The sequence below is a fragment of the Arthrobacter sp. NPDC089319 genome (genome assembly GCF_040684925.1).
Taxonomy (GTDB): Bacteria; Actinomycetota; Actinomycetes; order Actinomycetales; family Micrococcaceae; genus Crystallibacter.
Genome location: NZ_JBFBGZ010000009.1, coordinates 18686 through 45541 on the forward strand (window position 1 = coordinate 18686; position 26856 = coordinate 45541).

The 26856-nt window shown below is 67.1% G+C and carries 24 protein-coding genes and 1 riboswitch; of the genes, 5 read left to right on the forward strand and 19 right to left on the reverse strand.

Annotated elements, in window-relative coordinates:
* Positions 1–3 precede the first annotated feature (3 nt).
* Positions 4–1038 carry a DMT family transporter gene (locus AB0N75_RS13835; RefSeq protein ID WP_364650835.1) on the reverse strand — a complete coding sequence of 345 codons (1035 nt, stop codon included), beginning with the start codon at positions 1036–1038 and terminating at the stop codon, positions 4–6.
* A 42-nt stretch (positions 1039–1080) separates the two neighbouring features.
* On the opposite strand from AB0N75_RS13835, the gene AB0N75_RS13840 reads away from it, so the two are divergent.
* Positions 1081–1308: an RNA-binding S4 domain-containing protein gene (locus tag AB0N75_RS13840; protein WP_364650838.1), complete on the forward strand. Its 228-nt coding sequence runs from the start codon at positions 1081–1083 to the stop codon at positions 1306–1308.
* 492 nt (positions 1309–1800) lie between these two features.
* Here the strand turns inward: AB0N75_RS13840 and AB0N75_RS13845 are convergent, their stop codons facing one another.
* Together AB0N75_RS13845 and AB0N75_RS13850 are read right to left on the reverse strand one after the other, a co-directional pair.
* Entirely contained in the window at positions 1801–2451 is a 651-nt protein-coding gene (locus AB0N75_RS13845; protein WP_364650841.1) for a dienelactone hydrolase family protein, read from the reverse strand.
* A 90-nt stretch (positions 2452–2541) separates the two neighbouring features.
* Entirely contained in the window at positions 2542–3603 is a 1062-nt protein-coding gene (locus tag AB0N75_RS13850) for an alpha/beta hydrolase (protein ID WP_364650844.1), read from the reverse strand.
* A 153-nt stretch (positions 3604–3756) separates the two neighbouring features.
* Between AB0N75_RS13850 and AB0N75_RS13855 the strand changes: the two genes are divergently transcribed.
* Together AB0N75_RS13855 and AB0N75_RS13860 are read left to right on the forward strand one after the other, a co-directional pair.
* Positions 3757–4599 carry an SGNH/GDSL hydrolase family protein gene (locus AB0N75_RS13855; protein ID WP_364650847.1) on the forward strand — a complete coding sequence of 281 codons (843 nt, stop codon included), beginning with the start codon at positions 3757–3759 and terminating at the stop codon, positions 4597–4599.
* A gap of 10 nt (positions 4600–4609) precedes the next feature.
* Positions 4610–5773 (forward strand): winged helix DNA-binding domain-containing protein, encoded by a 1164-nt coding sequence (locus tag AB0N75_RS13860; protein ID WP_364650850.1) that lies wholly within the window; start codon positions 4610–4612, stop codon positions 5771–5773.
* Positions 5774–5783: 10 nt separating this feature from the next.
* Here AB0N75_RS13860 and AB0N75_RS13865 read toward each other — a convergent pair whose 3' ends face one another.
* The 6 genes from AB0N75_RS13865 to AB0N75_RS13890 all read right to left on the reverse strand — a co-directional run bounded on the left by AB0N75_RS13865 (position 5784) and on the right by AB0N75_RS13890 (position 14679).
* Positions 5784–8867, reverse strand: coding sequence for a glycoside hydrolase family 38 C-terminal domain-containing protein (locus AB0N75_RS13865; RefSeq protein WP_364650853.1), 3084 nt, complete (start codon positions 8865–8867; stop codon positions 5784–5786).
* A gap of 31 nt (positions 8868–8898) precedes the next feature.
* Positions 8899–9753, reverse strand: coding sequence for a carbohydrate ABC transporter permease (locus tag AB0N75_RS13870; protein ID WP_364650856.1), 855 nt, complete (start codon positions 9751–9753; stop codon positions 8899–8901).
* Between the two features lie 4 nt (positions 9754–9757).
* Positions 9758–10612: a sugar ABC transporter permease gene (locus AB0N75_RS13875; protein ID WP_364651271.1), complete on the reverse strand. Its 855-nt coding sequence runs from the start codon at positions 10610–10612 to the stop codon at positions 9758–9760.
* A gap of 92 nt (positions 10613–10704) precedes the next feature.
* Positions 10705–12072 carry an extracellular solute-binding protein gene (locus AB0N75_RS13880; protein WP_364650859.1) on the reverse strand — a complete coding sequence of 456 codons (1368 nt, stop codon included), beginning with the start codon at positions 12070–12072 and terminating at the stop codon, positions 10705–10707.
* A gap of 130 nt (positions 12073–12202) precedes the next feature.
* Positions 12203–13273 carry a homoserine O-acetyltransferase gene (locus tag AB0N75_RS13885; protein ID WP_364651274.1) on the reverse strand — a complete coding sequence of 357 codons (1071 nt, stop codon included), beginning with the start codon at positions 13271–13273 and terminating at the stop codon, positions 12203–12205.
* 80 nt (positions 13274–13353) lie between these two features.
* The gene (locus tag AB0N75_RS13890) at positions 13354–14679 is read right to left on the reverse strand and encodes a bifunctional o-acetylhomoserine/o-acetylserine sulfhydrylase (RefSeq protein WP_364650862.1); all 1326 of its coding nucleotides are present in this window, start codon (positions 14677–14679) and stop codon (positions 13354–13356) included.
* A gap of 67 nt (positions 14680–14746) precedes the next feature.
* A riboswitch (SAM riboswitch) is annotated at positions 14747–14861 on the reverse strand.
* Between the two features lie 199 nt (positions 14862–15060).
* Between AB0N75_RS13890 and AB0N75_RS13895 the strand changes: the two genes are divergently transcribed.
* On the forward strand, positions 15061–15702 hold the full coding sequence (locus AB0N75_RS13895; protein WP_364650865.1) for a VOC family protein: 642 nt from the start codon (positions 15061–15063) through the stop codon (positions 15700–15702).
* Positions 15703–15861: 159 nt separating this feature from the next.
* On the opposite strand, the gene AB0N75_RS13900 is transcribed toward AB0N75_RS13895, so the two are convergent.
* From AB0N75_RS13900 to AB0N75_RS13930, 7 genes are all read right to left on the reverse strand, one after another.
* On the reverse strand, positions 15862–16641 hold the full coding sequence (locus tag AB0N75_RS13900; RefSeq protein ID WP_364650868.1) for a CPBP family intramembrane glutamic endopeptidase: 780 nt from the start codon (positions 16639–16641) through the stop codon (positions 15862–15864).
* A 109-nt stretch (positions 16642–16750) separates the two neighbouring features.
* On the reverse strand, positions 16751–17707 hold the full coding sequence (locus tag AB0N75_RS13905; RefSeq protein WP_364650871.1) for a PDR/VanB family oxidoreductase: 957 nt from the start codon (positions 17705–17707) through the stop codon (positions 16751–16753).
* 20 nt (positions 17708–17727) lie between these two features.
* Positions 17728–18525 carry an amino acid ABC transporter ATP-binding protein gene (locus AB0N75_RS13910; protein ID WP_364650874.1) on the reverse strand — a complete coding sequence of 266 codons (798 nt, stop codon included), beginning with the start codon at positions 18523–18525 and terminating at the stop codon, positions 17728–17730.
* Positions 18522–19460 carry an amino acid ABC transporter permease gene (locus AB0N75_RS13915; RefSeq protein WP_364650877.1) on the reverse strand — a complete coding sequence of 313 codons (939 nt, stop codon included), beginning with the start codon at positions 19458–19460 and terminating at the stop codon, positions 18522–18524. The genes AB0N75_RS13910 and AB0N75_RS13915 overlap by 4 nt, the downstream gene beginning before the upstream one ends.
* A 19-nt stretch (positions 19461–19479) precedes the next feature.
* Positions 19480–20427 carry an ABC transporter substrate-binding protein gene (locus AB0N75_RS13920; protein WP_364650880.1) on the reverse strand — a complete coding sequence of 316 codons (948 nt, stop codon included), beginning with the start codon at positions 20425–20427 and terminating at the stop codon, positions 19480–19482.
* A gap of 148 nt (positions 20428–20575) precedes the next feature.
* Positions 20576–21025, reverse strand: coding sequence for a hypothetical protein (locus tag AB0N75_RS13925; RefSeq protein WP_364650883.1), 450 nt, complete (start codon positions 21023–21025; stop codon positions 20576–20578).
* A gap of 8 nt (positions 21026–21033) precedes the next feature.
* Positions 21034–22095: an aromatic ring-hydroxylating dioxygenase subunit alpha gene (locus AB0N75_RS13930; RefSeq protein WP_364650886.1), complete on the reverse strand. Its 1062-nt coding sequence runs from the start codon at positions 22093–22095 to the stop codon at positions 21034–21036.
* A gap of 177 nt (positions 22096–22272) precedes the next feature.
* On the opposite strand from AB0N75_RS13930, the gene AB0N75_RS13935 reads away from it, so the two are divergent.
* The gene (locus tag AB0N75_RS13935) at positions 22273–22929 is read left to right on the forward strand and encodes a GntR family transcriptional regulator (RefSeq protein ID WP_364650889.1); all 657 of its coding nucleotides are present in this window, start codon (positions 22273–22275) and stop codon (positions 22927–22929) included.
* Positions 22930–22954: 25 nt separating this feature from the next.
* On the opposite strand, the gene hutI is transcribed toward AB0N75_RS13935, so the two are convergent.
* The 3 genes from hutI to AB0N75_RS13950 are packed head-to-tail and all read right to left on the reverse strand — an operon-like array spanning position 22955 to position 26768.
* Positions 22955–24184 (reverse strand): imidazolonepropionase, encoded by a 1230-nt coding sequence (hutI, locus tag AB0N75_RS13940; protein ID WP_364650892.1) that lies wholly within the window; start codon positions 24182–24184, stop codon positions 22955–22957.
* On the reverse strand, positions 24181–25572 hold the full coding sequence (locus AB0N75_RS13945) for a formimidoylglutamate deiminase (protein ID WP_364650894.1): 1392 nt from the start codon (positions 25570–25572) through the stop codon (positions 24181–24183). Before AB0N75_RS13945 ends, hutI begins: the two co-directional genes overlap by 4 nt.
* A complete protein-coding gene (locus AB0N75_RS13950; RefSeq protein ID WP_364650897.1) occupies positions 25569–26768 on the reverse strand; it encodes an allantoate amidohydrolase in 1200 nt (399 codons plus the stop codon). Before AB0N75_RS13950 ends, AB0N75_RS13945 begins: the two co-directional genes overlap by 4 nt.
* Between the last annotated feature and the right edge of the window lie 88 nt (positions 26769–26856).

Consider the following 26856-nt stretch of genomic DNA (forward strand, 5'->3'; position numbering starts at 1 on the left):
CCCTCAGTTCCGGGGCGCCGCCCCCGTGCCGGAAGGCTCCGCCGCACGGTTCCGCAGCCCCGCCCTCCGGCCCTCCCGCAGGCCCGCCCTCCGGCGCGGCGCCGGCACGGTGGCCAGCAGCAGCGCGGCCATGGCCAGCAATGTGCCCAGCACGGTGGCGGGAGCCAGCAGGGTTCCGTGGACGGGGAACCACGCATCCAGGGCAAGCGATCCGAGCAGTTGTCCGGCGATCATCCCGATTCCGGCCAGCAGCACGCCCAGCGAGCGCACCAGGATGTTGGCAAAGATGACGAACATGCAGCCCATCGGACCGGCCAGGTAGTACCACCACTGAGACGGCAGCGGACTGCCGGCGCCCGCCACCGCGAACTTCACCAGCCACGCCATCCACAGCGCGAGACTGCCCGCGGCGAAATTGATCAGCGTCGCCGTCAGCGGGGTGCCGTAGTGCACGCTGGCCGTTCCGTTCATCGCCTGTTGGAAGCTGCGCAGGAAGCCGGCAGCCAGGGGCAGCAGCACCAGCAACAGCCAGAGGCCGCCGGCCTCGACCGAGAACTTCGGCGACGCCGCCCAGACAACTGCCACCAAGGTGAGCGCCGCACTGGCGATGCGCCGTGCGGTGATCGCCTTCCGTCCCGCCGGTCCCAGCCCCATCCGGTCCACCAGCAGGCCGCTGAGCGAGGTGCCGGCGACCGTGGCCACGATGAACAGGGCGATGCCGATCTGTGGGACGGTCAGGCCCTGGGACAACACCATGAAGGCGCCCAGGCACCCTGCCAGCAGGTACCAGCGCGGAAAGCGCCGTTCACGCAGGGCCGGGGCAATACGGCGGACTCCGGCACGGCCGCCCGGCAGCACCAGGGTCACCACCATCATCACCGCCAGACCCAAGCTGAAACTGACGACGGCGGCGGCCAGTCCGTCGTCGAGCTCCGCGCCGAGCGCACCGGTGATCCGACCCTGCACCGGGATGGCCAGGCCGGTGCCGACAGCCAGCGGCAGGCTCAGGATCAGCGGAAGCGGCGAGGTGCTGGACACACTGGACACCTTATGCCCGGCGGGGTCAGGCATGATGGAGGCATGGCTTCCGACGAAATGTATGACGTGCCGATCCGCGACGAAATGATCCGGCTGGGCCAGCTGCTCAAGCTGGCCAATCTGGCCGAGGACGGGATCCAAGCCAAGGAATTCGTCGAGAACGGGCTGGTGAAGGTGAACGGCGAGATCGAGACCCGCCGGGGACGCCAGCTGCACGCCGGGGACACGGTCAGCTGCAACGGCGAAACGGTGCGCGTCAGCCGCGGCTGACGCGCACCGTACATCGCGCTTTAGGTCTCTACTCGGCGCTGGCGCGCCTCCATCGACCCCCGGTCGACGGCGGCTCGGTGCTCGGCAGGTCTCTACTCGGCGCGGGCGCGCCCCCATCGACCCAGGACGAGGGACACCACGTCGCTGCAGAACGAGCCATGCATCGCGGAGATCCAGGCCACCTGCCGGGCCCGGTAAGGGCGTGGCTCCAGCAAAGGTCCGGAGGCTGGACGCCGGTCACCATCCCTTCGCTCCCACGTCTTAGCGGCGGCCCACAACGTTTCCCCTAGTCAGCGGCGTTTAAACGTTCTAAAACAAGGGAAGTTAGCCCGATACGTGGGAGCGAACCATGCGGATCGATCAGGCCGACCTGCCCAGCACATCGTCAACACCTCAGCGACAACGCGTCCCGGCGAGAGAACCACGTCCTCGTAAGCATGTCTGAGGGTAGGCAACCCGCTGAGCATGCCGGCATTGAGCCAGCGCTCGGTGCTACTGGGCGTTCAGCACCTTGTAGGTCAGAAATTCCTTCACGTGTGAGAGTTCCTGGGCGTTGATGCCGTGCCCGATGCCGGAATAGAGAACCTTGGTCAGGTCGACGTGCTCGTTCGCCCACTCATGGGTGAACTCGATCTTGTCGGCGGTGATGACCGGGTCCTCCTGGTCGCGGCCCCAGAAAACCGGCGGCTTGATGGCCTTGACGGCATCGTCGCGGAAGAAGTCGTTGCCTTCGGCGGGCACGGCGAATCCGGACAGTCCGACGACGGCGGCGATCTCCTCCGGCCGGTGGCGCAGCACCGACGTGGCCACTGCCATGCCCATCGAGAAGCCCAGCACCGAAACGCTGCTGTGCTGGCCCTTGACGCTGTCCAGCCAGGCCACCACGTCACCGACGGCCTGAGTCACCTTGTCCACGGAAAAGTCCGGTTCGTGCATCAGCGGGAACCAGGTGAAGCCCGGCCCCATCGCCACCGGCGCGCGGACGGCCGCGACGGTGAATTCCTCCGGGAGCCCGGGCACCAGGCCCATGAGGTCCTGCTCGTGGGATCCGTAGCCGTGGAAGAGCACCAGCAGCGGCGTGCCCGTCCGTTCCTGCTCAGGCTTGGACCAGGCAACCACGGGCTGATAAGTAGTTTCAGTCATGCCGTCCATGATCGCACAGAACGGTCATTACTTGAAAGTTTGAGTTTCTTCGGGTCAGTGGCTCTCTTCGTTCCCTCCGCGGTGCGCCGCCTACCCTGCGGTGCCGCTTCGCGCGATGTGCGCCGTCAATTCGGCAACGAACCGGTCGGGGTACTCCAGATGCGGCGAATGCCCGCAGTTCTCCAGCAGGACCTCGGTGAAGCGGCCGCCGTTGGCCGCATACTTTTCCAGCACCGCCCGGGTCTGCGAGACCATCGGCTGCAGCGGGGCTGTCTCCTCCCCCGGCCAGCCCGGGAGCACGCCGGCCTTGCCCAGGCAGTTCAGGTCGAAGAACGAAGCATCGGAGACGATGGCGTCGCTGTCGCCGTGGATCCACAGAATGTCCGGCTTCTCCGGCAGATCCACCAGGGCGCTGGTGTTGAAGACTCCCGGCGCCATCGTGTTGAGCACGCCCCGGCGTCCGGGGGCGAAGCCTGGCCAGTTCTGCGACGGAACGGAGTCCCCGGGGTAGTTGTCGGGACCGGTCTTGGTGCTGAGCATCGACTCGACCCAGACGTGCTCGTGCGGGGACTCGAAACCGGCATGCACGTAGGTGGAGCGGTAAACAGAGAGCGGTGAGGCGGGTGCGTCGTCGCTCGTGTCGGCCGCCTCCAGCCGCGCCACGAAGTCCGGGTTGGCACCACCGCCGCCGGTTCCGGCGTCGTCCTCGGTCAGCCGCCGCCCCTCCGGACCTGCCGTTCCGCCGAAGCCGTACGGCGAGACCGGCGCCTGGAGCGCCAGGCTCAGGACCGGGTGCTCCAGTGTGTACTGCATCGCCACTCCGCCGCCCATGCTCCAGCCGACCACGTGCGCGGGGGCCAATTGCAGGGTCTCGAGCAGCCCGTGGAGGTCATCGGCGAAGTCGCGCAGCCCGCGGCCGGCGTCCACCGGGGCGGTGTCGGTCTGGCCGAACCCCCGCAGGTCCGGCGCCAGCACGCGGTATTCCGGCGGCAGCGCCTGCATGGTCTCCTGCCAGAACAGCGACGAGGAGACATTCCCGTGCAGCAGGATGACCGGAACACCGTCCGGCCGGTCGCCGGCGCGCTCCAAAACATTCACGGTCAGCCGCTTGGTCGGCACCCGCCGCGCAGTGATTCCCGCCAGCAATTCCATCTCAGCTCCTCGAGATCGTGTCAGCCGGGATGGCCGCTCCAGCTCACACATTAGCCAAAGAATCCGCCGCAGGCCATGCTTTCCTGAAAGATGATTCAGGTATTGATTCGGCCAAATCTGTGCATCCGCAGCGGTTCTTGGGAGAATGTACCTGTGAGTAACTTGTCCCGTACCGAAGCACCGTCGGCAACTGCCGGCGCCGGCCACCCCTGGAGCCGCTTCGTAGCCATTGGCGATTCCTTCACCGAAGGAATCGGAGACCCCAACCCGGACAGCCCGGGCGGCTACCGCGGCTGGGCCGATCGGGTCGCCGAGGAGCTGGCCCGCGGCCATGAGGACTTTGCCTACGCCAACCTCGCCATCCGCGGCCGCCTGCTCCAGCAGATCATCGATGAACAGATCGAACCGGCCCTGGCGTTGAAGCCCGACCTCATCTCGCTCTGCGCCGGCGGCAATGACGTGCTCCGGCCCCGCGCCGACCCGGATGCCCTGGCCGAGAAAATGGACCAGGCCGTCGCCCGGCTGGCCGCCTCCGGTGCGACCATCGTGCTGTTCACCGCGCCCGACGTCGGCGACACGCCGCTGCTCGGCAGTGTCCGGGCCAGGGCGGCCATCTACAACGAGAACCTGCGCACGGTCGCCGCCCGCCACGACGCCATCGTCGCCGACATGTGGGCGCTGCGGCAGCTGAAGGCGCCGCAGATGTGGGCGCCGGACCGGCTGCATTTCTCTCCGCTTGGGCACCACACCATCGCCGCCATGGTTCTGGACGCACTCAACGTGGAGCATTCGCTGCAGCCGGAGGTCCTCAAACCGCTGCCTCCCAAGCGCTGGCGGACCGCCCGCACCGAGGACTTGGTCTGGGCCCGCCAGCATTTCGTGCCGTGGGTGCTGCGCAGGCTGCGGCACCAGTCCTCCGGCGACGGGATCCTGCCCAAGCGTCCGGCGGCCGACCCCTTCTTCGGCCCGGGCATGCCTCCCGGCACCGCTGCCTAACGGACCTGCCGTGCAGCAACCCGGTCCCCAGGACATCCGCCGCCACCGTCTGCGGGCGCAGCGGCTCTGGGACCATCCCGCGGACGACGCCGAGGCAGCCTTGCGCTGGCTCCTGGCCTTCCAGTCGCAGGAGTATGCCTACGCCCGCTGGTCGCTGGCGCAGCGGACCGGCGGCCAGGCCCGGGACTACGCCGCGGACGTCGATGCTGCGATCGCCGCCGGAACCATTCTGCGCACGCACATCCTGCGGCCCACCTGGCACTTCGTGCACCGCGGCGATCTGCGCTGGCTGATGCTGCTCTGCGCACCCCGGCTCAAGGCCGGCAACAAGGGCCGGGACCGGCAACTCGGGCTGGATACGGCGACGGTCGCGCGCAGCAACGACGTGCTGGCCGCGGCGGTGGCCGACGGCCGGCACCGCAGCCGGGACGAACTCGCGTCCAAACTCACCGAAGCGGGGTTGCTGGAGGACGACGGGGTAAAGCTGAACGGTGCCCCGCTGCGCGGCCAGCGGCTGGGACATCTGGTGTTCCACGCCGAGATGGACCGGATCCTGGTCAGCGGAACGCCGCGGTCCGCTGACTCCGGCGCCGTGCAGCAAACCTATGCGGCCTTCGACGAACGCGTGCCGCCGCTGAGTGCGGATTTTGGGCGGGACGCGGCACTGGCGCGGCTGACCGCGCGGTACTTCGCCAGCCGCGGCCCGGCCTCGGTGAAGGACTGCTCCGACTGGTCCAAGCTGCCGCAGGCCGACATCAGGCGCGGACTGGAAGCCGGAGGGCAGGAAGGACTGGAACTGGCCCAGGCCGATGGCGTGGATCTCTGGTTCTCCCCCGCGGCCGGGTCCAACGGCGGCACGGCCACGGCAGAGGACGAATCGCCCCGCGCCGACCTGATCCAGTGCTACGACGAATACGTGATGGGCTACAGCAAGACGCGCGGCTATCTGGGCGGGCCCGCGCCTGCGGCGCTGAGCAGCACGGTGCCGCAGCATGTCCTGCTGCTGGACGGGAAAATGGCCGGCAACTGGAAACACGTGCTCAAGCCCGGCTCCGCCGAGCTGCGGCTCAAGCCGCTGCGCGCGTTCAGCGCCGCGGAGCGGCAGTCCGTAGACGGTGCCGTGGAACGGTACGCGGCGTTCCTTCGCCGGCCCGTCACGCTGGAACTGGCCTGAACCGCCGTTCTCAGGTGCCGTTGGTGGTGCGGAAGCGGAGGGTCAGCAACTGGAACGGCCGCAGTTCGATGCCGACCGAGCGCTCCGCCGGCAGTTCCAGCCGGACATCCTCCACGTCGCGCTCCAACAGGTCCGTGGCCGAGACGCCCGCGAAGCCGAAGCCGGCGTTGATGGTGGCCCTCGCCCGCCCGCCAAAGGCCTCGTAGCAGCGCAGGATCAGGTCTCCGGAGCGGTCCTCCGCCAGTTTGACAGCCTCGACGACCACCGCCGGATGGTCCACCCGGAACAGCGGGGCCACCGGGCCGGGCCCCACCCCGTGGACAAAGCGCGGAGGCAGATTGAGCCGGTAGCCTGCCCGCACCGCGTCCGGAATGCCGGCGCCGATCACCAACGACGTCCGGAACGTGTGCTCGCCTTGGTCGGCCTGCGGATCAGGGAACAGCGGCGCCCGCAGCAGCGATTGCCGCACCACTGTGGCGGGCATGGCGGCCGGATCGGTCCGGCGGATGTCGTGCCCGTAGGTGCTGTCATTGGCGACGGCGACCCCGAAGCCGGGCTCGCCCACCTGCACCCAGCGGTGCGCGCAGGTTTCAAACCGCGCTGCGTCCCAGGACGTATTGCTGTGCGTGGGCCGGAAGACGTGGCCGAACTGGATTTCCGATGCCGCCCGGTCCGTGTGGAGGTCCAGCGGAAAGGCCAGCTTCAGCAGCTTCTGCCGCTCGTGCCAGTCGACGGTCGTCTCGACCTCCAGCGATCGGGAGTCGGCGGCCAACCAGACCGTCTGAACAACGCGGGAGGCGCCGAAGCTGCGGTTGACGCGGAGCCCGGCGCATCGGGGCCGGGCCGGCAGGACCGTCGCGGCGTCCCCAGTGCCGGAAAAGGCCTCGATGGCTTCGGCCGCGCGCAGCTCCTGGCCAACTAATTTGTAGTGCTCGTCCAGATCCCAGGCGTCCCATCTGGCCGGGGTGTCGCGGAAGAGCTGCAGCAGGTTGGCTTGCGTGCCGGCGGGAATGACCTCTCGTCCGGTGTCCAGGTCCACCAGCGAGGAGATCAGGCCCTCGGAATCGATCACGACCCGGAGCAGGTCATTGGCCAGCAGCCAGCCGTCGCCGCTGGGTTCAACGCCGACGCTTGACGCCTCGCCCGGGTCGGGTGGGTCCGCGGCCCTCGCGGCGCTCAACGCGGGCACGCCGTCCACCGGATACGGGCCGGCATTGGCCACGGCGCTGCCTGCTCCCCGGCCCAACAGTGCACGCAGCGAGCCGTCGATCATACCCGCCAGCTCCACCGCCAGCCGCGCGTAGTTGGCCTCAGCCTCGCGGTGCACCCAGGCGATCGAGGAGCCGGGCAGGATGTCGTGGAACTGCTGCAACAGCACGGTCTGCCACGCCTGTTCCAGCGCATCGTACGGGTAGGGCGCGGCACCTCGCACCGCCGCCGTCGCCGCCCAGAGCTCGGCCTCGCGCAGCAGATGCTCGCTGCGGCGGTTGCCCCGTTTGGTGCGCGCCTGCGAGGTGTAAGTGCCCCGGTGGTATTCCAGATACAGTTCACCCGACCACACCGGCGGCCGGTCGTATTCTTCCTCCGCGGCGCGGAAGAACCGTTCCGGGCTGGAGAGCCGTACCCGCGGCGAGCCTTCCAGGTCGGCGGTGCGGTGTGCGGCGGCGAGCATCTCGCGCGTCGGTCCGCCGCCGCCGTCGCCGTATCCGAAGGGAAGCAGCGAGGTGTTGGCAGATCCCTTCTCCGCGAAGCGCCGTTCGGCCCGGGCGAGCTCGGCCGCGGTCAGCTCCGCGTTGTAGGTATCCGCCGGCGGGAAGTGGGTGAAAATCCCGCTGCCATCGATTCCCTCCCAGCAGAAGGTGTGGTGCGGAAAGGTGTTGGTCTCGTTCCAGGAAAGTTTCTGGGTCAGGAACCAGCGGGATCCGGCGGCGCGGGCAATCTGCGGCATGGCGGCGGTGTAGCCGAAGGAGTCCGGGAGCCAGACCTCCTCCGGATCCACGTCGAACTCGGTCCGGAAGAACTTCTTCCCGGCGATGAACTGGCGGGCCAGCGCCTCCCCGCCGGGCATGTTTGTGTCTGCCTCGACCCACATCCCGCCGGCCGGGACAAAACGGCCGGCCCTGACCTGGTCCGCCACTCGTGCGAACAGGTCCGGATATCCCTCTTTAAGCCAGGCGTACTGCTGCGCGGAGGACGCGGCGAAGACGAACTCCGGGTCCGATTCCAGCAAGGACAGGACGTTCGCGAAGGTCCGGGCAATCTTGCGCTTGGTCTCGCGGACGGGCCAGAGCCAGGCGCTGTCGATGTGCGCGTGGCCGACCGCATGGATCCGGTGCGCGCTGCCGGCTGCCGGGGCGGCGAGCGCGGGCTCCAGCACGGCGCGGCCGGCAGCGGCGGTGCCGGCGATGTCCGCGGGATCCAGCGCGTTGAGTGCGTGCTCCAGCGTCCGCAGGATCTGGGCGCGGCGCGGCTGCCCCGGATCGAGCTGGAGCATGAGTTGCTCCAGCACCGTGAAGTCCTGCAGCAGTTCCCAGGCCGCGACGTCTCGCAGCGCAATGTCGGCCCGGCGGAAGGTGTAGCACGGGTTCCGTCCGATGGTGGCGGGGTCTCCCAACGGGGTGGGCTGGAAGCTGAAGTTCTCGAGCAGGTCCGGGTTGGCCGCCGCTTCCAGGTAAAGCTCGACGGCGGCGCCCGGCCGTGCGTCCAGCGGCACGTAGGCGTTGCGCGGTTCGATGGCCTTGATGATCCCGCCCAGCGGGGTGTAGACGAGCCCCTCCGCCTGGAAGCCCGGGATGCCGGGGGTGAACCCCGGGTCCAGCAGCAGCTCCGGCCGATGCCCGGCGTCCACTGTCCATTCCGCCGGGATCTGCCCGCTGAGCCGAAACCAGCTGGTGGACCAGGCCGGCCCCCAGGTGCTGCCCGCCGCGAACTCGGTGAAGCCGGCCGCCATCGCTTCCCGGAACGCGACCGGTTCGCCCGGTACCTGCCAGGCCGCCAGCCGTACCGGGACCGCCGCCAGGTAGACCGCCGGGTGCAGCCGTTCGAGAATGAACCGGCGGATCCGCGCCTCGACCTGGGCCGCGTCGTCGTGCATGGCACCGTCCTTTTCTGCCAGAGCGGCTGGATCAGCCCTTGACCGCGCCGGCCATCGCGAAGGAACCGCCGATCCCGCGTGAGACCAGAATGTAGAGCAGCACAACGGGGACCGAGTACAGGACCGAGTATGCCGCCAACTGCCCGTAGGCGATGGCACCATGTTGGCCGAAGAAGCTGAAAATGCTTACCGCCGCGGGCTGCTTGGCGGATGAGAGCAGCAAGATGAAGGGAACAAAGAAGTTCCCCCACGCCTGGATGAAGACAAAGATGAAGACCACCGCGAGTCCCGGACGCATCAGCGGCACCACGATCCTGGCCAACGCGTTCATCGCCGAGGCCCCGTCCACCCAGGCCGCCTCTTCCAGGCTGACCGGGACGGAATCCATGAAATTCTTGGTCATCCAGATGGCCATCGGCAGCGAAGACGCCGCCATGAACAGCGTGGTGGCCGCCAGCGAATCGAGGAAGTTCAGCTGCACGAACAGGCTGTAGACCGGGACCATGATCGCCGTGATGGGCAGGCACGTTCCGAACAACACGACGTACAGGAACGGCTTGTTGAAACGCATCTGGTACCTCGAGAGCGGATAAGCCGCCAATACCGCCGCCAGCACGGTGACCACCGCGGTCCCGCCGGACAACAGGAAGCTGTTAAGGAGCGGCACGAACGTCAATTCCGGAGTGAGCACCGCCGCGTAGTTGGCCGCGGACACCTCGGCCGGGAACTGTGTTTGATAGCTGGCCTCCGCATCCAGCGAGGCCAGGATCAGCCAGCTCAACGGCAGCAAGAAGCACGCCGCAATGGCCAGCAGGGAGACGTTCGCCAGCACCGCAACGCTACTGCGCCGGCCGGAAGCCACGGACAGCTGACCGGGACGGTTCATCAGCTCAGCCCTTCCTTTCGCGCAGCGCACGGATGTAGATGACGGAGAAGACCGCCCCGATCAACAGCATCACGACGGCGATGGCGGTGCCGTAGCCCACGTCGCTGTAGCGGAAGGCCTCTTCGTAGGCCATGAGCGGCAGCGTGGTGCTGGCTCCTGCCGGGCCGCCGGCCGTCATCACATAGATCAGCGTGAAAACCGAAAGCGTCTGCAGGGTGATGAGCATCAGGTTGGTGGCAATGCTGCGCCGGATCATCGGCAGCGTGATGTACCACAACCGCTTTGATCCGCCGGCGCCGTCGATCATCGCTGCTTCCGTGATCTCCTCCGGCACATCGTTCAGCGCCGCCTGGTACACCATCATGGAAAACGCCGTTCCCCGCCAGATGTTGGCCAGGATCACCGCCAGCATTGGGACCGTAAACAGCCAGTCGGTCCCGTCGATGCCGAAGAGCGCGGTGAGCTGGTTCAGGGTTCCGTCCCGGTTGAAGAAGGCATAGGCCACGAAGCCGGCCACGATTTCCGGCAACACCCAAGCCGCCACCACGCATACCCCCACGGCCGCGGAAACCGCCTTGCTTGCCTTCGTCATCAGCAGCGCGATGCCCAGGCCCAGCAGGTTTTGGCCGAGCACGGCGGAGACAAGGACGAAGATGACGGTCAGCCAGAGCGACTGCAGGAAATCCGGGTCGCTGAGCAGCTCGGTATAGTTTTCCAGCCCGACCCACTGCGGGTCCTTGGCGGCGACGCCGGTCAGGGCAGCGTTGGTCAAGGACCCGTAGAAAGCCCACAGGATCGGGCCAGCCAGGAACACGCCCAGCAGCACCACGGCAGGGCCGAGCGGCAGCAGCCGCAGCACTGTCCTCCCCGGCGGGCGACGCCGGCCGCGCCGCTCAGTGCCGCCACGCGTTTCGGCGTCGCGGGCCACCACCTCGGCGGCTGTCACTGCTGCTACTTCTGCACTGTGTTTTCTGCGCCAACAAGGTCGGTGACGGCGGCGTCGAACTCGGCCGCGGCCTCCTCGGGTGACTTCTTCCCCATCATCACCGCTTCGGTGGCTTCCTGAACGGCGGTCGAAATCTGCGGGTAGTCGGCTGTGGCAGGCCGGTAATTAGTCACCGAGACCAGTTCGGAAACCTCGCCCACGAACGGATTGGCTTCCAAGTAGGCGGGGTCCTTGGCCACATCGGTACGGACTGCGATCTGCGAATTGGCCACGGTGTACTGCAGCGAGTTCTCTTGGTTCATCACCTCTGTGAGGAACTCGAACGCGAGATCGGGATTCGCTGAATTGGCTCCTACCGCCAGTGTCCAACCGCCGGACATGCTGACTGCTCCCGGCTCCTGTCCGCTCTGGGTGGGGAACGGTGCCACGCCCATCACGTCGCCATATTCGAGCCAGTCCACCAACCCTCCCTCCTGCCAGAACGACGGCGAGTAGGAACCTTCCACGGTTCCGCCCAGTTTGTCCTCGGGAAACAGTTGGCCGAAGACCATCTGCCATACGTTCGGGTCCAAGGCCTCGGCCGGTGTGACCGCCAGGTCCTCTTGATAAAGCGTCTGCAGGAAGGCCAGCGAGTCAATGAAGCCTTGCGAGCCGACCACCCACTTGCCTTCAGCGTCGTCGTAGAGCGTGTCGCCGGTGCCATAGAGCAACTGGTAGAAACTCTGCATGACGGTGCCTTCGCCGGTGCCCGTGCCGGCGTAGAGGTTGAACGGGACCACGTCCGGCTGCGAGGACTTGATGGCCCGGGCGGCCTCCAGGATGGCGTTCCAGTCCTTCGGAGCCCAGGGGACGTCCACGCCGGCCTTTTGCAGGACGTTCTTGTTGTACCAAATGGCCCGAGTATCAGTACCCAGCGGGACAGCATAGATACTGCCGTCGTCCGCGCGGCCGGCTTCCTTGGCTCCCTCGTTGAAGTTCGCCCAGTCGTCCCACTCGGCCAGATACTGATCCAGGTTCAGGAGGTAGCCGGCATCCACGTCCGAACGAATCTTGAAGGTGTCCTCGTAGAACACGTCCGGGGCGGTGTCCGGCGACCGCTGGGATAAGGCGAGCTTGGTCGCATAGTCTTCGTCGCTGCCGGTGATGGGCTCCAAATTGACCGTCACGCCGTCGTGCGCAGCCTCAAAATCGGCCTTCGCCTTCTTCATCACCTCATCCATCGTGGCATTGGCCTCGGTGGTCTGGTACACGATCCGTAGTGAGGAGCTTTGCGGGGTATCGCCCTCCCCGCCCCCGCCTCCACCGCCACAGCCGGCCAGCGCCAGCGCTCCAACGGCCAGCAATGAAACTTTGATTCGGTAATCACGCAGCATGGTTCCCCCCTCGTTTGGAGGCTTCCGGGCCAAACGCCGTCGGCGTGGGTCAGGGGCCTACCGGCATGCTACCGAGGGGCTCCATCGAATGGATTTATTCGTCCCAACCGTGATCAAACTGCAATGTGCGTCAGACCCGCGGGAAAAACGCCTGCGTGAGCTCTTCGTGCAGCTGGTGGACGTCGGTCAGGAAACCGTCGTGACCTAGCGGCGTTTCGATGGTGTGCACCTTGACCGATCCGGGCAGCGCCTCGGCCAACTGGCGCGATTGTTCCGGAAAGTAGAGACGGTCCGAATCCACCGCCGCAATGAAGAATTCCGTCTCCGCGAGACCGCCCAGGGACTGCTCCAGCGAGCCGCGGCCGCGGGACACGTCGTGGCTGACCAGGGCCTCTGTGAGCAGGATGTAGCTGTTGGCGTCGAAGCGGGAAACCAACTTCTCCGCCTGGTAGTCCAGATAGCTTTCCACCGCATAGCGGCCGCGGGCGGAGGGCGTGATGCCGCCAAACGGCTGTTCCTCCGCCTGCGCCGAGCGGCCGAACCGATACTCCAGTTCAGGCTCCGAACGGTAGTTGATGTGGGCGATCCGCCGGGCAATACCCAGTCCGGCTTCGGGGGCGGGACCGCCGTAGTAGTCGCCGCCGGCAAAGTGCGGATCCAGCCGGATGGCTGCGACCTGCGCCTGGGCAAACGCGATCTGTTCGGCGGTGCTGGCCGCCCCGCACGCCATCACGGCGCACCGCGCCGTGCGCTCGGGGAACGTCGCAGCCCACTCGAGCGCGCGGGCCCCGCCCATCGACCCGCCGAGCACGGCGTGCCAGCGGCGGATGCCCAGCGCATCGGCGAGCCTCGCCTCGGCCCGGACCGAATCCCGGATGGTGACGAACGGAAACCGCGACCCCCACGGCTTACCATCTGGTGCCGGCGTCGCCGGGCCGGTGGAGCCGTAGCAGCCGCCAACCATGTTGGCGGCCACTACGAAATAGCGCTCCGTGTCGATGGTGGCCCCGGGACCGACCAGGTCGTCCCACCAGCCCTCCTCGTTGGAGGCACCGCGGGCCACATGCGTGCTGCCGGTCAGGGCGTGCTCGATTAGGACGGCGTTGGAGGCATCCGCGTTCAGGGTGCCCCAGGTTTCATATCCCAGAACAACCTCGGGCAGATAGCCGCCGGCTTCCAGCTCCAGCGCACCTACTGGCATCCTGCGCAGGACGCCATCCGTCGCCTGATCCACCAGTTCCTGCGGTTGCACGATCGTCACGCTGCGTTCTACCTGCTTGCCTAGTCGTCCGAGCCCTTGGCGGCGCGGAAACCGGCCTCCAAGTCGGCGATGATGTCGTTGACGTTCTCGATGCCCACGGAGAGCCGGACCAGACCGTCGGTCACGCCGGCGGTCAGCCGCTCCTCGGCCGAAAGCTGGGCGTGGGTGGTCGACGCCGGGTGGATCACTAGCGAGCGCACGTCGCCGAGGTTGGCCACATGCGAATGCAGTTCAAGGCCGTCCACAAAACGCTTGCCGGCCTCGATCCCGCCCTTGATCTCGAACGACACGATGGCGCCGGTGCCCTTCGGACCGTACTTGCGGCCGCGGTCGTACCAGGGGCTCGACGGCAGGCCGAGGTACGCGACGGACGCAACGTCGTCGTGCGCCTCGAGGAATTCCGCGACCTTCTGCGCATTGGCCACGTGGCGCTCCACCCGCAGGCTCAGCGTCTCCAGCCCCTGGGCGATCAGGAAGGCGTTGAACGGGGAGACCGCGGACCCCAGGTCGCGCAGCAGCTGGACGCGGGCCTTGAGGATGTAGGCGAGATTGGCGCCGAGCGCACTTCCGACGCCCAAGTCGCGGGCGAAGACCAGCCCGTTGTAGGTCTCGTCGGGGGTGTTAAAGCCCGGGAACTTTTCCGGATTGGCAGCGAAGTCGAAGGTACCGGCGTCCACGATCACGCCGCCGATGGCCGTCCCGTGGCCGCCCAAGTACTTGGTGGCCGAGTGCAGCACGATGTCTGCGCCCCACTCGATCGGGCGGATCAAGTACGGGGTGGCCAGCGTGTTGTCCACTATCAGCGGCACGCCATTCTCATGGGCGATGCTGCTGACCGCTTCCAGGTCCAAAACATCTTGGCGCGGGTTGGAGACCACCTCGCCGAAGAACGCCTTCGTGTTCGGCTGCACTGCGTCGCGCCACTGCTGCAGGTTGTCCGGATCCTCGACGAACGTCACCTCGATGCCGAACTTGGGCAGCGTGGTGCGCAGCAGGTTGTACGTGCCCCCGTACAGGCTGGGGCTGGCCACAATATGGTCGCCGGCCTCGGCCAAGTTCAGGATGGAGAACGTGGATGCGGCCTGGCCCGAGGCCAACAGCAGCGCGCCGACACCGCCTTCCAGACTGGCGACCCGGGCCTCAACGGCCTCGCTGGTCGGGTTGCCGATCCGCGTGTAAATGGGCGCCAACTCGGACAGGGCAAAGCGGTCCGCGGCGCTCTGGGCGCTGGGGAACACGAACGAAGTGGTCTGATAGATCGGCAGTGCACGGGCGCCGGTGGCGGCATCCGGCTCCTGGCCGGCGTGGATCTGACGGGTTTCAAAGGACCAGTCTGCATTGGACATGGTGCAACTCCTTCATGGGAAGGGGTCATCCGGGATCCGGCCGTGCCGGCATGTCTATCCCGGGTGTGACCCGCGCTTGCGCACCGCCTGATGGCGGCTGCCTGGTCTTCACCCGGGGCACCCCACCGCGGTTGGAGGGTTGCCGGCCAGCAAACCGGGGTTTCACGCTGGCACTCATGACCTGCGTCCAGTCTCAGCGGAGAGCCCGCCCGGCCGCAACAATGTGACACCTTATGACCGCCCGCAGCGGCGCTTTTTCCGCCCCAATCTGGTGGTGTGAGCACCTGCCAGACATGGATCTTCGAGCCACATCCGGCCGGATACTGGTGACTTAGGTCACCCTAAGTCGAGAGAGGGTTCACAAAGTGCCAAGATATGGCTATGCGCTTCGACCACGTTTCATATGCTGTTGAGCCCGACGGTCTGGCTGCCACCTCAGAGCGGATCTCCAAAGCTCTGGGTATTGACGCAGTCAAGGGCGGGGTGCACCCCCGCTTCGGCACCCGCAATATGATCTTCCCGCTGACCGACCACCATTACCTGGAAGTGGTGGAGGTCCTGGCCCACCCCGCGTCCGACAAAGCCCCCTTCGGGCAGGCCGTGCGTGCCCGCTCCGAAGCCGGCGGCGGCTGGATGGGCTGGTGCGTGGAAGTGGACGATCTGACCCCGTTCGAAGAGCGGTTGGGCCGCCATGCGGTTCCCGGAAACCGCAAGTTCCCGGACGGCCAGGAATTGACCTGGCAGCAGATCGGCATCAAGGGCCTGATCGCCGACCCGCAGGTTCCCTACATGCTTCGCTGGGATGACGGCACCGAGGCGCTTCACCCGTCCAACGCCCGCCCGGCATCCGTCAAGCTGATCGGCCTGACCATTGCCGGTTCCTCGGATCGCGTGGCGGACTGGCTGGGCACCCCGGTGGATGACCTGCTCGACGACGTCAAGGTTGCGTGGACCGCGCCGAACGGCACGCCGGGCATCATGTCGGTCCGCTTCGAAACCGCGAACGGCATCGTCGAACTCTAAGGTTCCGGTCTCGTCCGGCCCGGTGCACGGCTCGCTTTTTTACGCAGGGCTCCCGTTCCGGCCTCTTGCTCCCACCCACGGTGGCGCAAGAGGCCGGAACGGGAGCCTTTTGCCTGTCCCCGGCAAGCATCCTCTCGGCCGACCGTTAGGTACGCCGTCTTAGGTACCGATGCCGATGGCCGGGCCCACCAGCGCGTAGCCGACGAAACCGGCGATATCCAAAAGCGCGTGCGCGACCACCAGGGGCATCACCCGCTTGACCTTCGAATAGACGTAGCCGAACACCAGGCCCATCAGGAAGTTTCCGATGCCCGGCCCGATCCCCTGGTACAGGTGGTAGGTCCCGCGCAGGGCGGCGCTGACGAAGATCGTGGTCCAGATCCCCCAGCCGAACTTGGCGAACCGGTTGAACAGGTAGCCCACCATGACCACCTCTTCGAGAATGGCGTGGCGCAGCGCCGACAGCACCAGCACCGGCACGGTCCACCAGTATTCGTCCAACGCCGCGGGGACGATCGCGGTGGTGATCCCCAGCGCCCGGCCGGCGGCATAGACGGCCAGCGTGCCGGCACCCATCGCCAGCGCCAGCAGGAAGCCCAGGCCGAAGTCCACCCGGGGCCGGGAGAAGGTGAACCCGATCGAGCGGAAGGCCGACTGGCCCGCCGAGGTCAGCAGGAACAGCACCAGGGCCACCGGTACCAGCGCAAAGAGGATGCCGAGCATCTGGTACACGAAATCGAAGACTTCCCGCTGGTTCAGCACCGGGTTCAACGTGGTCGTCTGCGAGGCCAGCGGAGCGCGGGTCATCTTCTCCAGCAGGTTCACCACGGCGTAGACCGCCGACTGCCCCAGCGAGAGCCCGAGCACAATGAGAACTTCCGCCCGGTAGTAGCCCAGCGTGCGCGGTGTGCTCGCGGTCACGACCTTCTGCTTGTCCATGACCACCATCTTGCCAAGTGAACCGGGGGCCGGCGACATCCGGGCAGGGTCCAGGTTGAACGCTCCCCCGGCCTTGCATCGGCTTCCGTTCCGCCGGCGGCTTCCCCCGCTATAGGTCCAGGAGCAGCCGCCTGCCCTTGCACCGGGATACGCAGATCATCATGGTGTCCCCGGCGGCACGCTCGGCATCCGACAACAGCGAGTCGCGGTGGTCAATCTCGCCGTCCAGCACCGGCGTTTCGCAGGTTCCGCAGATTCCCTCGCGGCAGGAGTTCAGCGGGCTGAGTCCGGCCGCCTCAAGCGCCTGCAGGATGGACTCGTCCGCGCCCACCGGGACCTCCGTACCGTCGGCCAGTTCGACGACGAAGGCCGATGACCCGCCGTCGGGAATCGCCGGGGCATCGCCGGTGGCCGCGAAACGCTCGCAGTGGAAACGTCCGGGGTCCTCCCAGCCGTCGGCAATCGACTGAATCACATTGAGCAGCGGCCCGGGACCGCAGGCGTAGACGTGGGTTGCCGCGTCCTGTTCAGCCAGCAGTTCGGCCAGCGGGTAGAAACCGCTCTCATCGTCGGCGTGGATGTGGATGTCACCGCCGAGTGCCTCGATCTCGTCGAGGAACGCCATCGAGGAGCGGCTGCGTCCCAGGTAGACCAGCCGCCAGGGTATGCCGCGTTCGGCAGCCTCGCGGATCATCGGCAGCACGGGGGTGATGCCGATGCCGCCGGCGATGAAGACATAGCTGTCCGCCGGTGCCAGGACGAAGTTATTGCGCGGGCCCCGCACCTGGATCTTGGTCCCGGGCCGCAACAGGTCGTGCACGTAGGCCGAGCCGCCGCGCCCCTCCGGCTCGCGCAATATGCCCAACCGCCAAACGGACCGGTCCGTCCGCACGGAGCAGAGCGAGTACTGGCGCAGGAGGCCGTTGGGCAGAAGCACGTCGATGTGCGATCCGGCATCCCACTCCGGCAGGTCGTCACCGAGCGGATGTTCCAACTGCAGGGACAGGACGCAGTTGGACTCGCGGCTGATCGACCGGACTTCGACGTCGAAAAAGTCTTCGTTCATGATTGCATTCACCCCGGTAATCAGGCGGCGGCCGGTTCAGCGAGAACCGAAGCCAGGAACGCCTTGGTGCGTTCGTTTTGAGGGTTGGTGATGACGTCCCGGGCCGGTCCCTCTTCCACCACATAGCCGTCGTCCATGAAGACCACTCGGTCGGCGACGTCGCGGGCGAAGTTCATTTCATGCGTGACCACCACCATCGTCATGCCGGATGTGGCCAGGTCCTTCATCACCTTCAAGACCTCGCCGACGAGCTCGGGATCCAGTGCGGATGTCGGCTCATCGAACAGCATGAGTTTCGGTTCCATGCAGAGGGCGCGGGCGATTGCAACCCGCTGCTGCTGGCCGCCGGAGAGTTGGCGGGGATAAGCGTCCGCTTTTTCGCTCAGGCCGACCTTGTCCAGCAGCGACTTGGCCCGCGCCACGGCGGTTGCTTTCCGCTCCTTCCGGACCAGGCGCGGCGCCTCGATCAGGTTTTGCAGCACGGTCATGTGCGGGAATAGGTTGAACTGCTGGAAGACCATGCCCACATCCGAGCGGCTGTGGCAGATCTCGTTGTGGGACTGCTCGTAGAGCCTATTGCCCTTGAGCTCGTAGCCGACGATCTTCCCGTTGACCCACATCCTGCCGCCATCGATGGCCTCCAGATGGTTGATGCAGCGCAGGAACGTGCTCTTCCCGGAACCGGACGGGCCGATCAGGCAGACTACCTCGCCCTGCTGGACGTGCAGGTCAATGCCCTTCAGCACCTGATTGGAGCCGAAGTCCTTGCAGACCGCGTTCGCCTTGACCATCGGTTCGGCGTTGTTCATGGCCGTCATTTCTTGCCGCCTTTCAAGGAGAGTGCGTCGTGCGTCGCGAAGAACCGCTTCAACTGCTGCCAAGGCGTCGGCGGCAAGTTTCGCTGGTTGCCACGGGCAAATCGCCGCTCCAGGTAGTACTGGCCGATGGTGAGGACGGACGTGATCAGCAGGTACCAGAGGCTGGCCACCATGAGCAACGGGATCGTCTCGAACGTGCGTGCGTAAATGATCTGCGCGGAATACAGCAATTCCGGCACGGAGATCACGCTGACCAGGGCGGTGGTCTTGAGCATGCCGATGGTTTCGTTGCCGGTGGGCGGGATGATCACGCGCATCGCCTGCGGCAGCACGATGCGGCGCATGGTCTGCAGCTTGGTGATGCCAAGCGCCCCGGCGGCCTCGGTCTGACCGTGGTCAACGGAGAGGATGCCGGCCCGGACAATCTCGGACATGTAGGCGCCTTGGTTCAGACCGAGGCCCAGGATCGCCGCTGTCATCGGCGTGATGAATTGGTTCGCATCCAGCTGGACGCCCGGGATGCCCAGCGTGATGACCGGGTACAGTGCTGCCAGATTGAACCAGAACAGCAACTGGACCAGCACCGGCGTTCCCCGGAAGAAGTGCACATAGGCGAACGCAGCACCCCGCACCACCGGATTGACCGACAGCCGCATGACGGCCAAGACCACGCCCAGCACGATCCCAATGGCCATGCTGATGACCGTAAGTCCCAGCGTCACGAGGATGCCGTTGCCGATCGAGATATCGCGCAGGTACATGGCCACGACGTCCCAGCCGAAGTTGGGATTGGTGAAGATGGAGTTCAGCAGCAATCCGCCCACCACGAAGATCACCGCTGCGGCCAGCCAGCGGCCCGGGTGTTTCGCCTTGACGATGGTGTAGCCATCGACCGGTTGGGCCACCGGCTTGGTTTGCGTAGTCACGGCAGTCATGGGGTTGGTCCCTCTTTCGCTACTTGGCCTCGAGCGCGTCGGCCGTGATCAGCACGGACTCCGGGAAGTCCCACTTGTCGCCGAGTTCCTGGTAGTGGCCACCGGCGATAACGCCCTTCACTGCTTCGGCCACCGCTTCTGTCATCCCCGTGTCCTTGGCCAGGGCAATGCCGAACGGTACGGCGTCGTAGTCCTCGCCCTCGGCCAGTTCGAACTGTCCCTTGGCTTCCTTGCCCTGGTAGGCCAGCGGCACACTGTCGGCGATCACCCCGTCGACCCGGCCTGAAGCCAGCGCCAGGTTGGCGTCGGTCTGTCCGGGGAAGTTCTGGATTTTGATCGCTTCCTTTCCGTTGGCCGTGCATTCCTTGGAAAATTCGGGGAGGTATTCCATCGACTGGATCGACCCCTTTTGGCCGGCGATCTTCTTCCCGCACATGCTCATGGGGTCCATGGAGATGGCCAGCGGATTTCCCGGAGCGACGGCGATGCCCGTGCCGGTGTGGAGGTATTCGACGAAGTCGACGATCTTCTCGCGTTCCGGCGTGACGGAGAAGGCCGACAACGCCATGTCGTACTTGCCGGAGGCCAGGCCGGCAAGGATCGTGTCGAACGTTGCCGGAACGTGCTCCACTTTCAGCCCCAAGGCCGCGCCGACGGCGTCGGAGAAGTCCACGTCGAAGCCGATCATGGTTTTGTTGTCGGTGTCGTAGTACTCGAACGGAGCGTAGGTCGGATCGGAAGCGACTTTCAGCGTACCGGCGGCCAGAACGTCCTCCGGCAGCAGGTTCCGGGCTGCTTCGTTGACCTGGACGGCTTCCACCCCGGCGCCCGTAGCGGCCGGTGCAGCAGTGTCCGCAGGACCCGTGGCCGCGCCGGAGGCATTGGTGCATGCGGTCAGGGAAACGGCCAGCAGGACGGATCCTGCCAGGAGAGAGGAACGGATGGCACGGTGATGGGAATGACGCATGGACTTTCCTTTCATGGTCCGGACGGCGTTGTCCGGTTATGGATATCCGCACTGATCAGGAGACGACCAGTGCCTCGGTGCAAGAAATTTCGGGTTCGACGTGCAGCAGGGTCCGTCGGCGACTAGAAACGAAGGCGGCACGCCTCGGTCAGGGGACCCACCTCAGGACGTTGGCCTTCCGCGGGGCGAGGGTGATGACCTGGACGGCGGACTCTCCGGAGGCGAGCGAGAGCCGGATGGTCTCGGCGTCCTCGCCCTCGACGATGAACACGTCGCCGGGCCGCAACCAGCGTTCCCACGGGCCGTCCGCCGCCGCGACGAGGGCTTCGCCGCCGAGTCCGGTCACAATCAGCTGCTCGCCGGGCCCGCGCTGCAGCGTGCCCGAATAGCCGCCGGTGTAGCGGTGGCTTTCGGAGGCGATATAGCGTGCATCGGCCTCCAGTTCCACAGTGGGCTCGGGGCCGGTTTCATCCAGCTGGACCGTCCACCGCCACGGGTCGCCGCGCTCGGCCGAGTCCGGACATGCCGCCAGGATCTTGGCGCCCGTTTCGGTGGCAGTTTCGCCGCCGAGCGGGTTGGCTCTGATCAGCATCCACATGGCGGAACCTATGCCGTCCTGGGAGCAACCGGCTCCCGGCGGGCGGCCGGCTGGGCCGCGGCCTTCGCCTGCTGTTCCTGCTTCAGCAGCGCGCCCAGGATGCGCCGGGCCCGGGCCACGCCGCCGTCCTGGGCGATCAGCACGTCGAACTCGCCGTCCGGGCGGGTCTGCATGCCAATCTCCTGTGCCTCCAGGGCGGAGGCGTCCTCGTCCAGCACGGTGGCCAGGCCAACGCGCAGGTCTTCGGTCGCCTGCTCATTGTCGACGGCGAAGTTCCGGCTGAAGGCGTAGTAGTACCAGGAGTTGTGCGCGTCGATCGGCGTGATGCCGTTGAGTACCTTGATCAGGAAGCCCTCTTCGCGCGGCTTGCCCTCGCCGGTGATGCCCGAGTGGAGAACATGCAGGTTCGGCACAAAGAACTCCGTGCAGTGGAAGCGGTCGAACAGGCCGCGGGCGTCCATGGTTTCGGCGTAGAGCGGCGGCGCTTCAACGGAGGGCATGAGGCGGTCGACGCTGACCACGTTGCCGTCGACCTCCACGGTGATCCCGTGTTCGTAGATGTAGTCATCGCCCACCGTGGTCTGGTGCAGGAAAGACTCATGGGTCAGGTCCAACAGGTTGTCGTGGATCAGGTCGGCCCGGCACTTGAAGAGGTACGAGTGCGTGACGGTTGCCCACTCCGGTTCCACCATCCAGTGGGTGTCCGGGACGTCGGCCGGATCGGCCAGTTCCGGATCGCCGGTCCAGACCCAGATCCAGCCGTCCTGCTCCACCACCGGGTATTTGCGCACCTTTGCGCGTTCCGGGATCGATGTCTGGGCCGGCACCTTGGTGCACATGCCGTCCGGGCCGTAAGTGAAGCCGTGGTAGCCGCACTCCACCGAATCGCCGATGGTGCGGCCCTCGGAGAGCGGGAAGGCGCGGTGCGCACAGCGGTCCGCCAAGGCAATAGCTTCGTTGTCCTGCGTTCGGAACAGGACGATCGGCTGCTCGCAGATGACTCGGCGCACCGGCTTGCGGGTGACTTCAGTCGACCACGCCGCCACATACCAAGTGTTCAGCACATACATTTTTTCGGTTCTCCTCCATAGCGGGTGTATACACTGTATTCAGAGGTCGATTGTGACGTCAAGCACTTTCACCAAAAGGTTCCTCGGTTACCGTTTCACCCAAATTCCACGTCTCACCGAGTCCTGCTGCCGACGGGACGCTAGAGTGCACAAGGAACAACAGAAGGAGGCCCACCCATGGCTGCCATTCCGAATGACGTGAGACCGCTCGCGGTCCGCGTCCACGAGCAGCTGAGCGCCGACATCATCAGCGGGGCGATCAAGCCGGGCTCGGCTTTGGCGCAGGAGGGTGTCGCCTCGCAGTATGGCGTGTCCCGCACCCCTGTCCGCGATGCGCTCACGCAGCTGACGCTGGAAGGACTGACCACCCTTGTGCCGGGCAAGGGCTACATCGTCAACCAGCTCGACGAGCGCGAGATCGAGAACGTCTTCGAGGTCCGCTACGCCCTGGAATCCCTCGCGGTCCGGAACGCCATCGGCTCCTACACACCCCAGCAGCTGGTGCGGCTGGGCGGTCTCATCGATGAGACGGAGATCGTTGACCCGCAGGACAGCGACGAGCTGTTTCGGTTGGGCCGCGCGTTCCATCTGGCCCTGGTGGAGCCCGCTGCCAACGACTACCTGCGCGGCGTCATTTCCTCCATCTGGAACCACCCCATCCAGCACCGGATCACCTTGACCTACCGGCAGGGGCCGGATCACCAGGCCAAGGTCATCCACGATCACCGCAGCATTCTGCAGGCACTCAGAGACCAGGATCCGGACCGCGCCGTCGACGTTCTGGCGCATTGCCACGACGTCAAAGATCCCAACCGCTACGAACACATCGGTTGAGCTACCGCTCCCGCTCCGCCGCGGCTCAGCCCCTGGCGGCCGGGCTCACGCCGGCCCGCCACACGGCGGCGGTCAGCGGCATGCCGGGGCGGTAGGCCAGGTGGGTGGCCGAGGGCGCGTTCAGCAAGTGCAGGTCGGCGCGGTGCCCGACGGCGATTGACCCCACCGCCCGTTGCCCGTCCGCATCCCGGCCCACGTGGCGGCCCAAAGCCAGAGCGCCACCGTAGGTCGCCGCGCGGACCGCTTCCTGCACGCTCAATCCCATCTGCAGCACCGCCGTCGTCACGCAAAAGTTCATGGAACTGGTGAAGGAGGTGCCGGGGTTGCAGTTGGAGGCCAGGGCAATTTCCGCACCGGCATCCAGTAGTTGCCGTCCCGGCGCCAGCGGCTGCCGGGTGGATAGATCGCAGGCCGGCAGGCAGGTGGCCACGGTGCCGCGCTCCCCCGTGCCGCTGGACCGGTCCCATCCTGCCCAGGTACCGGCGAGCGCCGCGACGTCGTCGTCGGAGAGGTAGTTCACGTGGTCCACGCTGGCCGCGCCGAATTCCACCGCCAGCCGCACGCCGGGCCCCTCGCCCAGCTGGTTGCCGTGCACGCGCAGGCCCAGGCCGGCGTCGCGGCAGGCAGCGAGGACCCGGCGCGACTGCTCCTCGTTGAAGGCGCCGCGTTCGCAAAACACGTCCGCCCACTGCACGTACGGCCTGACCGCAGCCAGCATGTCGCCGCAGACCAAGTCGGTGTACTCGTCGGCGTCGATGCCGGCCGGCACCAGATGCGCGCCGAGGTACGTCACCTCGTCGGCCACCGTGGACGCGATCCGGGCGCTGCGGGCCTCCTGCTCCACGTCCAGGCCGTAGCCAGTCTTGGTCTCCAGGTAGGTGGTGCCGCCGGCCGCCGCCTCCGCGACGCGGGCCAGCAGCAGCCGGGTCAGCTCATAGTCGCTGGCCTCGCGGGTGGCGCCGGTGGTTACCGCAATCCCGCCGGCCTGGTAGGACTGGCCGGCCATCCGGGCTTCAAACTCGGCGGTGCGGTCGCCGGCGAAGACCAGATGGGTGTGCGAGTCCACCCAGCCGGGCAACAGAGCCCGTCCGCCGGCATCGAATTGTTCGTCGGCGTCGGGCGCCTGCGCCGAGGAACCGAGCCAGGCAATGCGCTCCCCCTCGATGATCACCGCGGCATCGCGGAGCACTGAATCAGCGCCACGGGCCGGGTCCTGCGTGTGCAGTTCGCCGATATTGGTGATGACGGTGCTCATGCGATCTCCTTCAGTGCCGCGGCCAGCAGGTCGGCGGGCTGGCCCAGCTGCGAGTGGATGCCGTTGACCGCCAGCAGTTCCCCGCCGACGACGACGGCCGTGACATCCGCCGACGTGGCCGTCAGCGGCAACTGGCCGGGTTCCGAGCCCACTGTGCGCATGGAGGCCGGGTTGACCGCGGCCAGATCGGCTGCCATGCCGACGGCGATCCCCGCGGTGGGGGTCGCCATCGCGGCCGCGGCTCCAGCCGACGCGGCGTGCAGGAGTTCGTCAGGCGTGAACCGTCCGCGCTGCCCGCTGGCCAGACGTTCGCCGTGCTCCAGCGCCCGCATCTCCAGCCACGGGTCCACGACGGCGTGCTGGTCGGTGCCCAGCGCGATCAGGGCGCCGGCATCGGTCAGGGCCCGGGCCGGGCCGATCCCATCGGCGAGGTCGGCTTCCGTGGTTGGGCACATCACCACGGTGGCTCCGGCGCTGCCCAGCAGCTCGATGTCCTCGGCGGTCAGGTGGGTGGCGTGGACGGCGCTCAGGCGCGCCGACAGCAGTCCGTGCCGCGCCAGCAGTCCGGCCGGAGTGACGCCATACTCGGCCAGGCAGGCCTCGTTTTCGGCCGGCTGCTCGGACAAATGGATGTGCAGTGGCAGCTCCGGCGGCAGCCGGTCGGCAATGACCGGCAGCGCGGATTCGGGCACGCCCCGCACCGAGTGCAGCGCCGCGCCCACGGTGATGTGGGCCGGGTCGAACCGGGCTGCAACCGTCTTCCGGAGCGAATCCAGCCGGTCCAACCAAGCGTGCACGTCGCCGTCGCCGAACCGCTGCTGTTCTGGGGCCAGCGGCTTGCCGATGCCGCCAGCCAGGTAACAGGTGTCCAGCAGGGTCAGGCGGATCCCGGCGGCGGCAGCAGCCCGGCACAGGGCCAGTTCCATCGCGTGCGCGCCGGCTAGGTCGTCGCCGTCGTGGTCATCGGCTCCGTCAGCACCCAAACCACCGCCGTACGCGGCGCCGTCCGGTCGGTGATGGACGTAGTGGAATTCGGCCACGCTGCTGAAACCGGCAGTCACCATCTCGGCGAACACGGCCGTGGCCAGCCGCTCATACTTTCCGGGGGTCAGCGCGCCGGCCGCCCGGTACATCTGCTCGCGCCAGGTCCAGAAATCGCCCCTGCCGGCATGCGTGCGGCCGCGCAGGGCACGGTGGAAGGCATGCGAATGCGCGTTGGCCGCTGCCGGGAAGACCACGCCGTCCAGCACCAGCACACCGGACCCGGGATCCGGCCGGGGTGCCGTGCCCACCTGGGTGATAGCACCGCCGTCGTCCGTTTCCAGCAGGATGTTATCCGCCACGCCCTCCGGCCCCAGCCAGGCGCGTTCGCACCAGATGCTGCTCACAGCAGGGCCTCCAGCACATCGGCGAGCGCGGTAGCGCCGGCGTCGGCGTCCCACGGTTCAACGTATTCCTCCGGCGAGTGAGAGATGCCGGAGGGGTTCTTCACGAACAGCATGCCCGAGGGCACCCGGGCGGCCAGCACGCCGGCGTCGTGTCCGGCACCGGTGGCGAGCACCGGAGCACCGGGCAGGGCATTCTCCAGCTGGCGCTGCAGGGCCGGATCGAAGTGCACCGTGCCGCTGTAGGACTCTTCCGTCAGGGACACCGAGCAGCCTTCGAAGGCTGCGATCTTCTGCGCCTTGCCGTGAATGGTCTCGACCAGCTGCGCGGTGACGGCGTCGTCCGGGTGCCGGGCGTCCAGCCACAGGTCCACCCGGGAGGCGATCACATTGGTGCCGCCGGGAACCGGCTGGATCCGGCCGACCGTGGCCCGCGCGTCAGCCTGCTTGGCTGCGATCTGCTGCACGGCCAGGATGATCTGCGCGGCGGCCACCATCGGGTCCGCGCGGTCAGCCATCAGCGTGGTGCCGGCGTGGTTGCCCTGGCCGGCGACGCTGATCCGCCACCGCCCGTGACCCAGGATGGAACTGCCGACGGCGATGGCCGGCCCGTCCTCACCGAGGCCGCGGCCCTGCTCCACGTGCAGCTCGATGAAGTCGCCGATCCGTGCCAGCGCCTCGTCGTCGCGACCGAGGTGCGCCGGGTCCAGCCCATTGGCCCGGGCGGCATCGGCGAAGGTGGTGCCGTGCTCATCGCGCAGGTTCCGGGCCTTGTCCGGGTCGATGGCCCCGGCCAGCAGCCGCGAGCCGAGGCACGCCACACCGAACCGCGAACCCTCCTCTTCCGGAAAGACCGTGACGGCCAGCGGCCTGTTCGGCTGCACGCCGCGCTGCTTGAGCACGTCAACGGCGGCGAGCGCCGAGGCGACACCCAGCGGACCGTCGAAAGCACCGCCCCCGGGCACCGAATCCAGATGGCTGCCGGTGACCAGCGCGCCGCGCTGCGGCTGACCCCACCACGCCCAGATGATGCCGTTGCGGTCCGTCTCCACCTCCAGACCGCGGCGCCCGGCCTGTTCGATGAACCAGCCGCGCAAATCCAGCTCCGCGGTGGAGAACACCGGGCGCGAATACCCCCCGCGCTGCCCATCCCGCCCAACATCGGCAATGGACTCCAGGAGTGACGTGACCGTTTCCATGATCAAACTTTCCTTCGTTAGCTGTAGTCGCCGGAACCCGGCTTTCCCATAGAGCACGCGTCCCGGCAGCCCAGTGCAGATGTGGGAC

Excerpts from the sequence above, each read along its gene's own strand:
- AB0N75_RS13840 (WP_364650838.1), top strand. The coding sequence starts at position 1,081 with ATGGCTTCCGACGAAATGTATGACGTGCCGATCCGCGACGAAATGATC.
- AB0N75_RS13845 (WP_364650841.1), bottom strand. The coding sequence starts at position 2,451 with ATGACTGAAACTACTTATCAGCCCGTGGTTGCCTGGTCCAAGCCTGAG.
- AB0N75_RS13850 (WP_364650844.1), bottom strand. The coding sequence starts at position 3,603 with ATGGAATTGCTGGCGGGAATCACTGCGCGGCGGGTGCCGACCAAGCGG.
- AB0N75_RS13865 (WP_364650853.1), bottom strand. The coding sequence starts at position 8,867 with ATGCACGACGACGCGGCCCAGGTCGAGGCGCGGATCCGCCGGTTCATT.
- AB0N75_RS13870 (WP_364650856.1), bottom strand. The coding sequence starts at position 9,753 with ATGAACCGTCCCGGTCAGCTGTCCGTGGCTTCCGGCCGGCGCAGTAGC.
- AB0N75_RS13880 (WP_364650859.1), bottom strand. The coding sequence starts at position 12,072 with ATGCTGCGTGATTACCGAATCAAAGTTTCATTGCTGGCCGTTGGAGCG.
- AB0N75_RS13885 (WP_364651274.1), bottom strand. The coding sequence starts at position 13,273 with ATGCCAGTAGGTGCGCTGGAGCTGGAAGCCGGCGGCTATCTGCCCGAG.
- AB0N75_RS13890 (WP_364650862.1), bottom strand. The coding sequence starts at position 14,679 with ATGTCCAATGCAGACTGGTCCTTTGAAACCCGTCAGATCCACGCCGGC.
- AB0N75_RS13895 (WP_364650865.1), top strand. The coding sequence starts at position 15,061 with ATGCGCTTCGACCACGTTTCATATGCTGTTGAGCCCGACGGTCTGGCT.
- AB0N75_RS13900 (WP_364650868.1), bottom strand. The coding sequence starts at position 16,641 with ATGGACAAGCAGAAGGTCGTGACCGCGAGCACACCGCGCACGCTGGGC.
- AB0N75_RS13905 (WP_364650871.1), bottom strand. The coding sequence starts at position 17,707 with ATGAACGAAGACTTTTTCGACGTCGAAGTCCGGTCGATCAGCCGCGAG.
- AB0N75_RS13910 (WP_364650874.1), bottom strand. The coding sequence starts at position 18,525 with ATGACGGCCATGAACAACGCCGAACCGATGGTCAAGGCGAACGCGGTC.
- AB0N75_RS13915 (WP_364650877.1), bottom strand. The coding sequence starts at position 19,460 with ATGACTGCCGTGACTACGCAAACCAAGCCGGTGGCCCAACCGGTCGAT.
- AB0N75_RS13920 (WP_364650880.1), bottom strand. The coding sequence starts at position 20,427 with ATGCGTCATTCCCATCACCGTGCCATCCGTTCCTCTCTCCTGGCAGGA.
- AB0N75_RS13925 (WP_364650883.1), bottom strand. The coding sequence starts at position 21,025 with ATGTGGATGCTGATCAGAGCCAACCCGCTCGGCGGCGAAACTGCCACC.
- AB0N75_RS13930 (WP_364650886.1), bottom strand. The coding sequence starts at position 22,095 with ATGTATGTGCTGAACACTTGGTATGTGGCGGCGTGGTCGACTGAAGTC.
- AB0N75_RS13935 (WP_364650889.1), top strand. The coding sequence starts at position 22,273 with ATGGCTGCCATTCCGAATGACGTGAGACCGCTCGCGGTCCGCGTCCAC.
- hutI (WP_364650892.1), bottom strand. The coding sequence starts at position 24,184 with ATGAGCACCGTCATCACCAATATCGGCGAACTGCACACGCAGGACCCG.
- AB0N75_RS13950 (WP_364650897.1), bottom strand. The coding sequence starts at position 26,768 with ATGGAAACGGTCACGTCACTCCTGGAGTCCATTGCCGATGTTGGGCGG.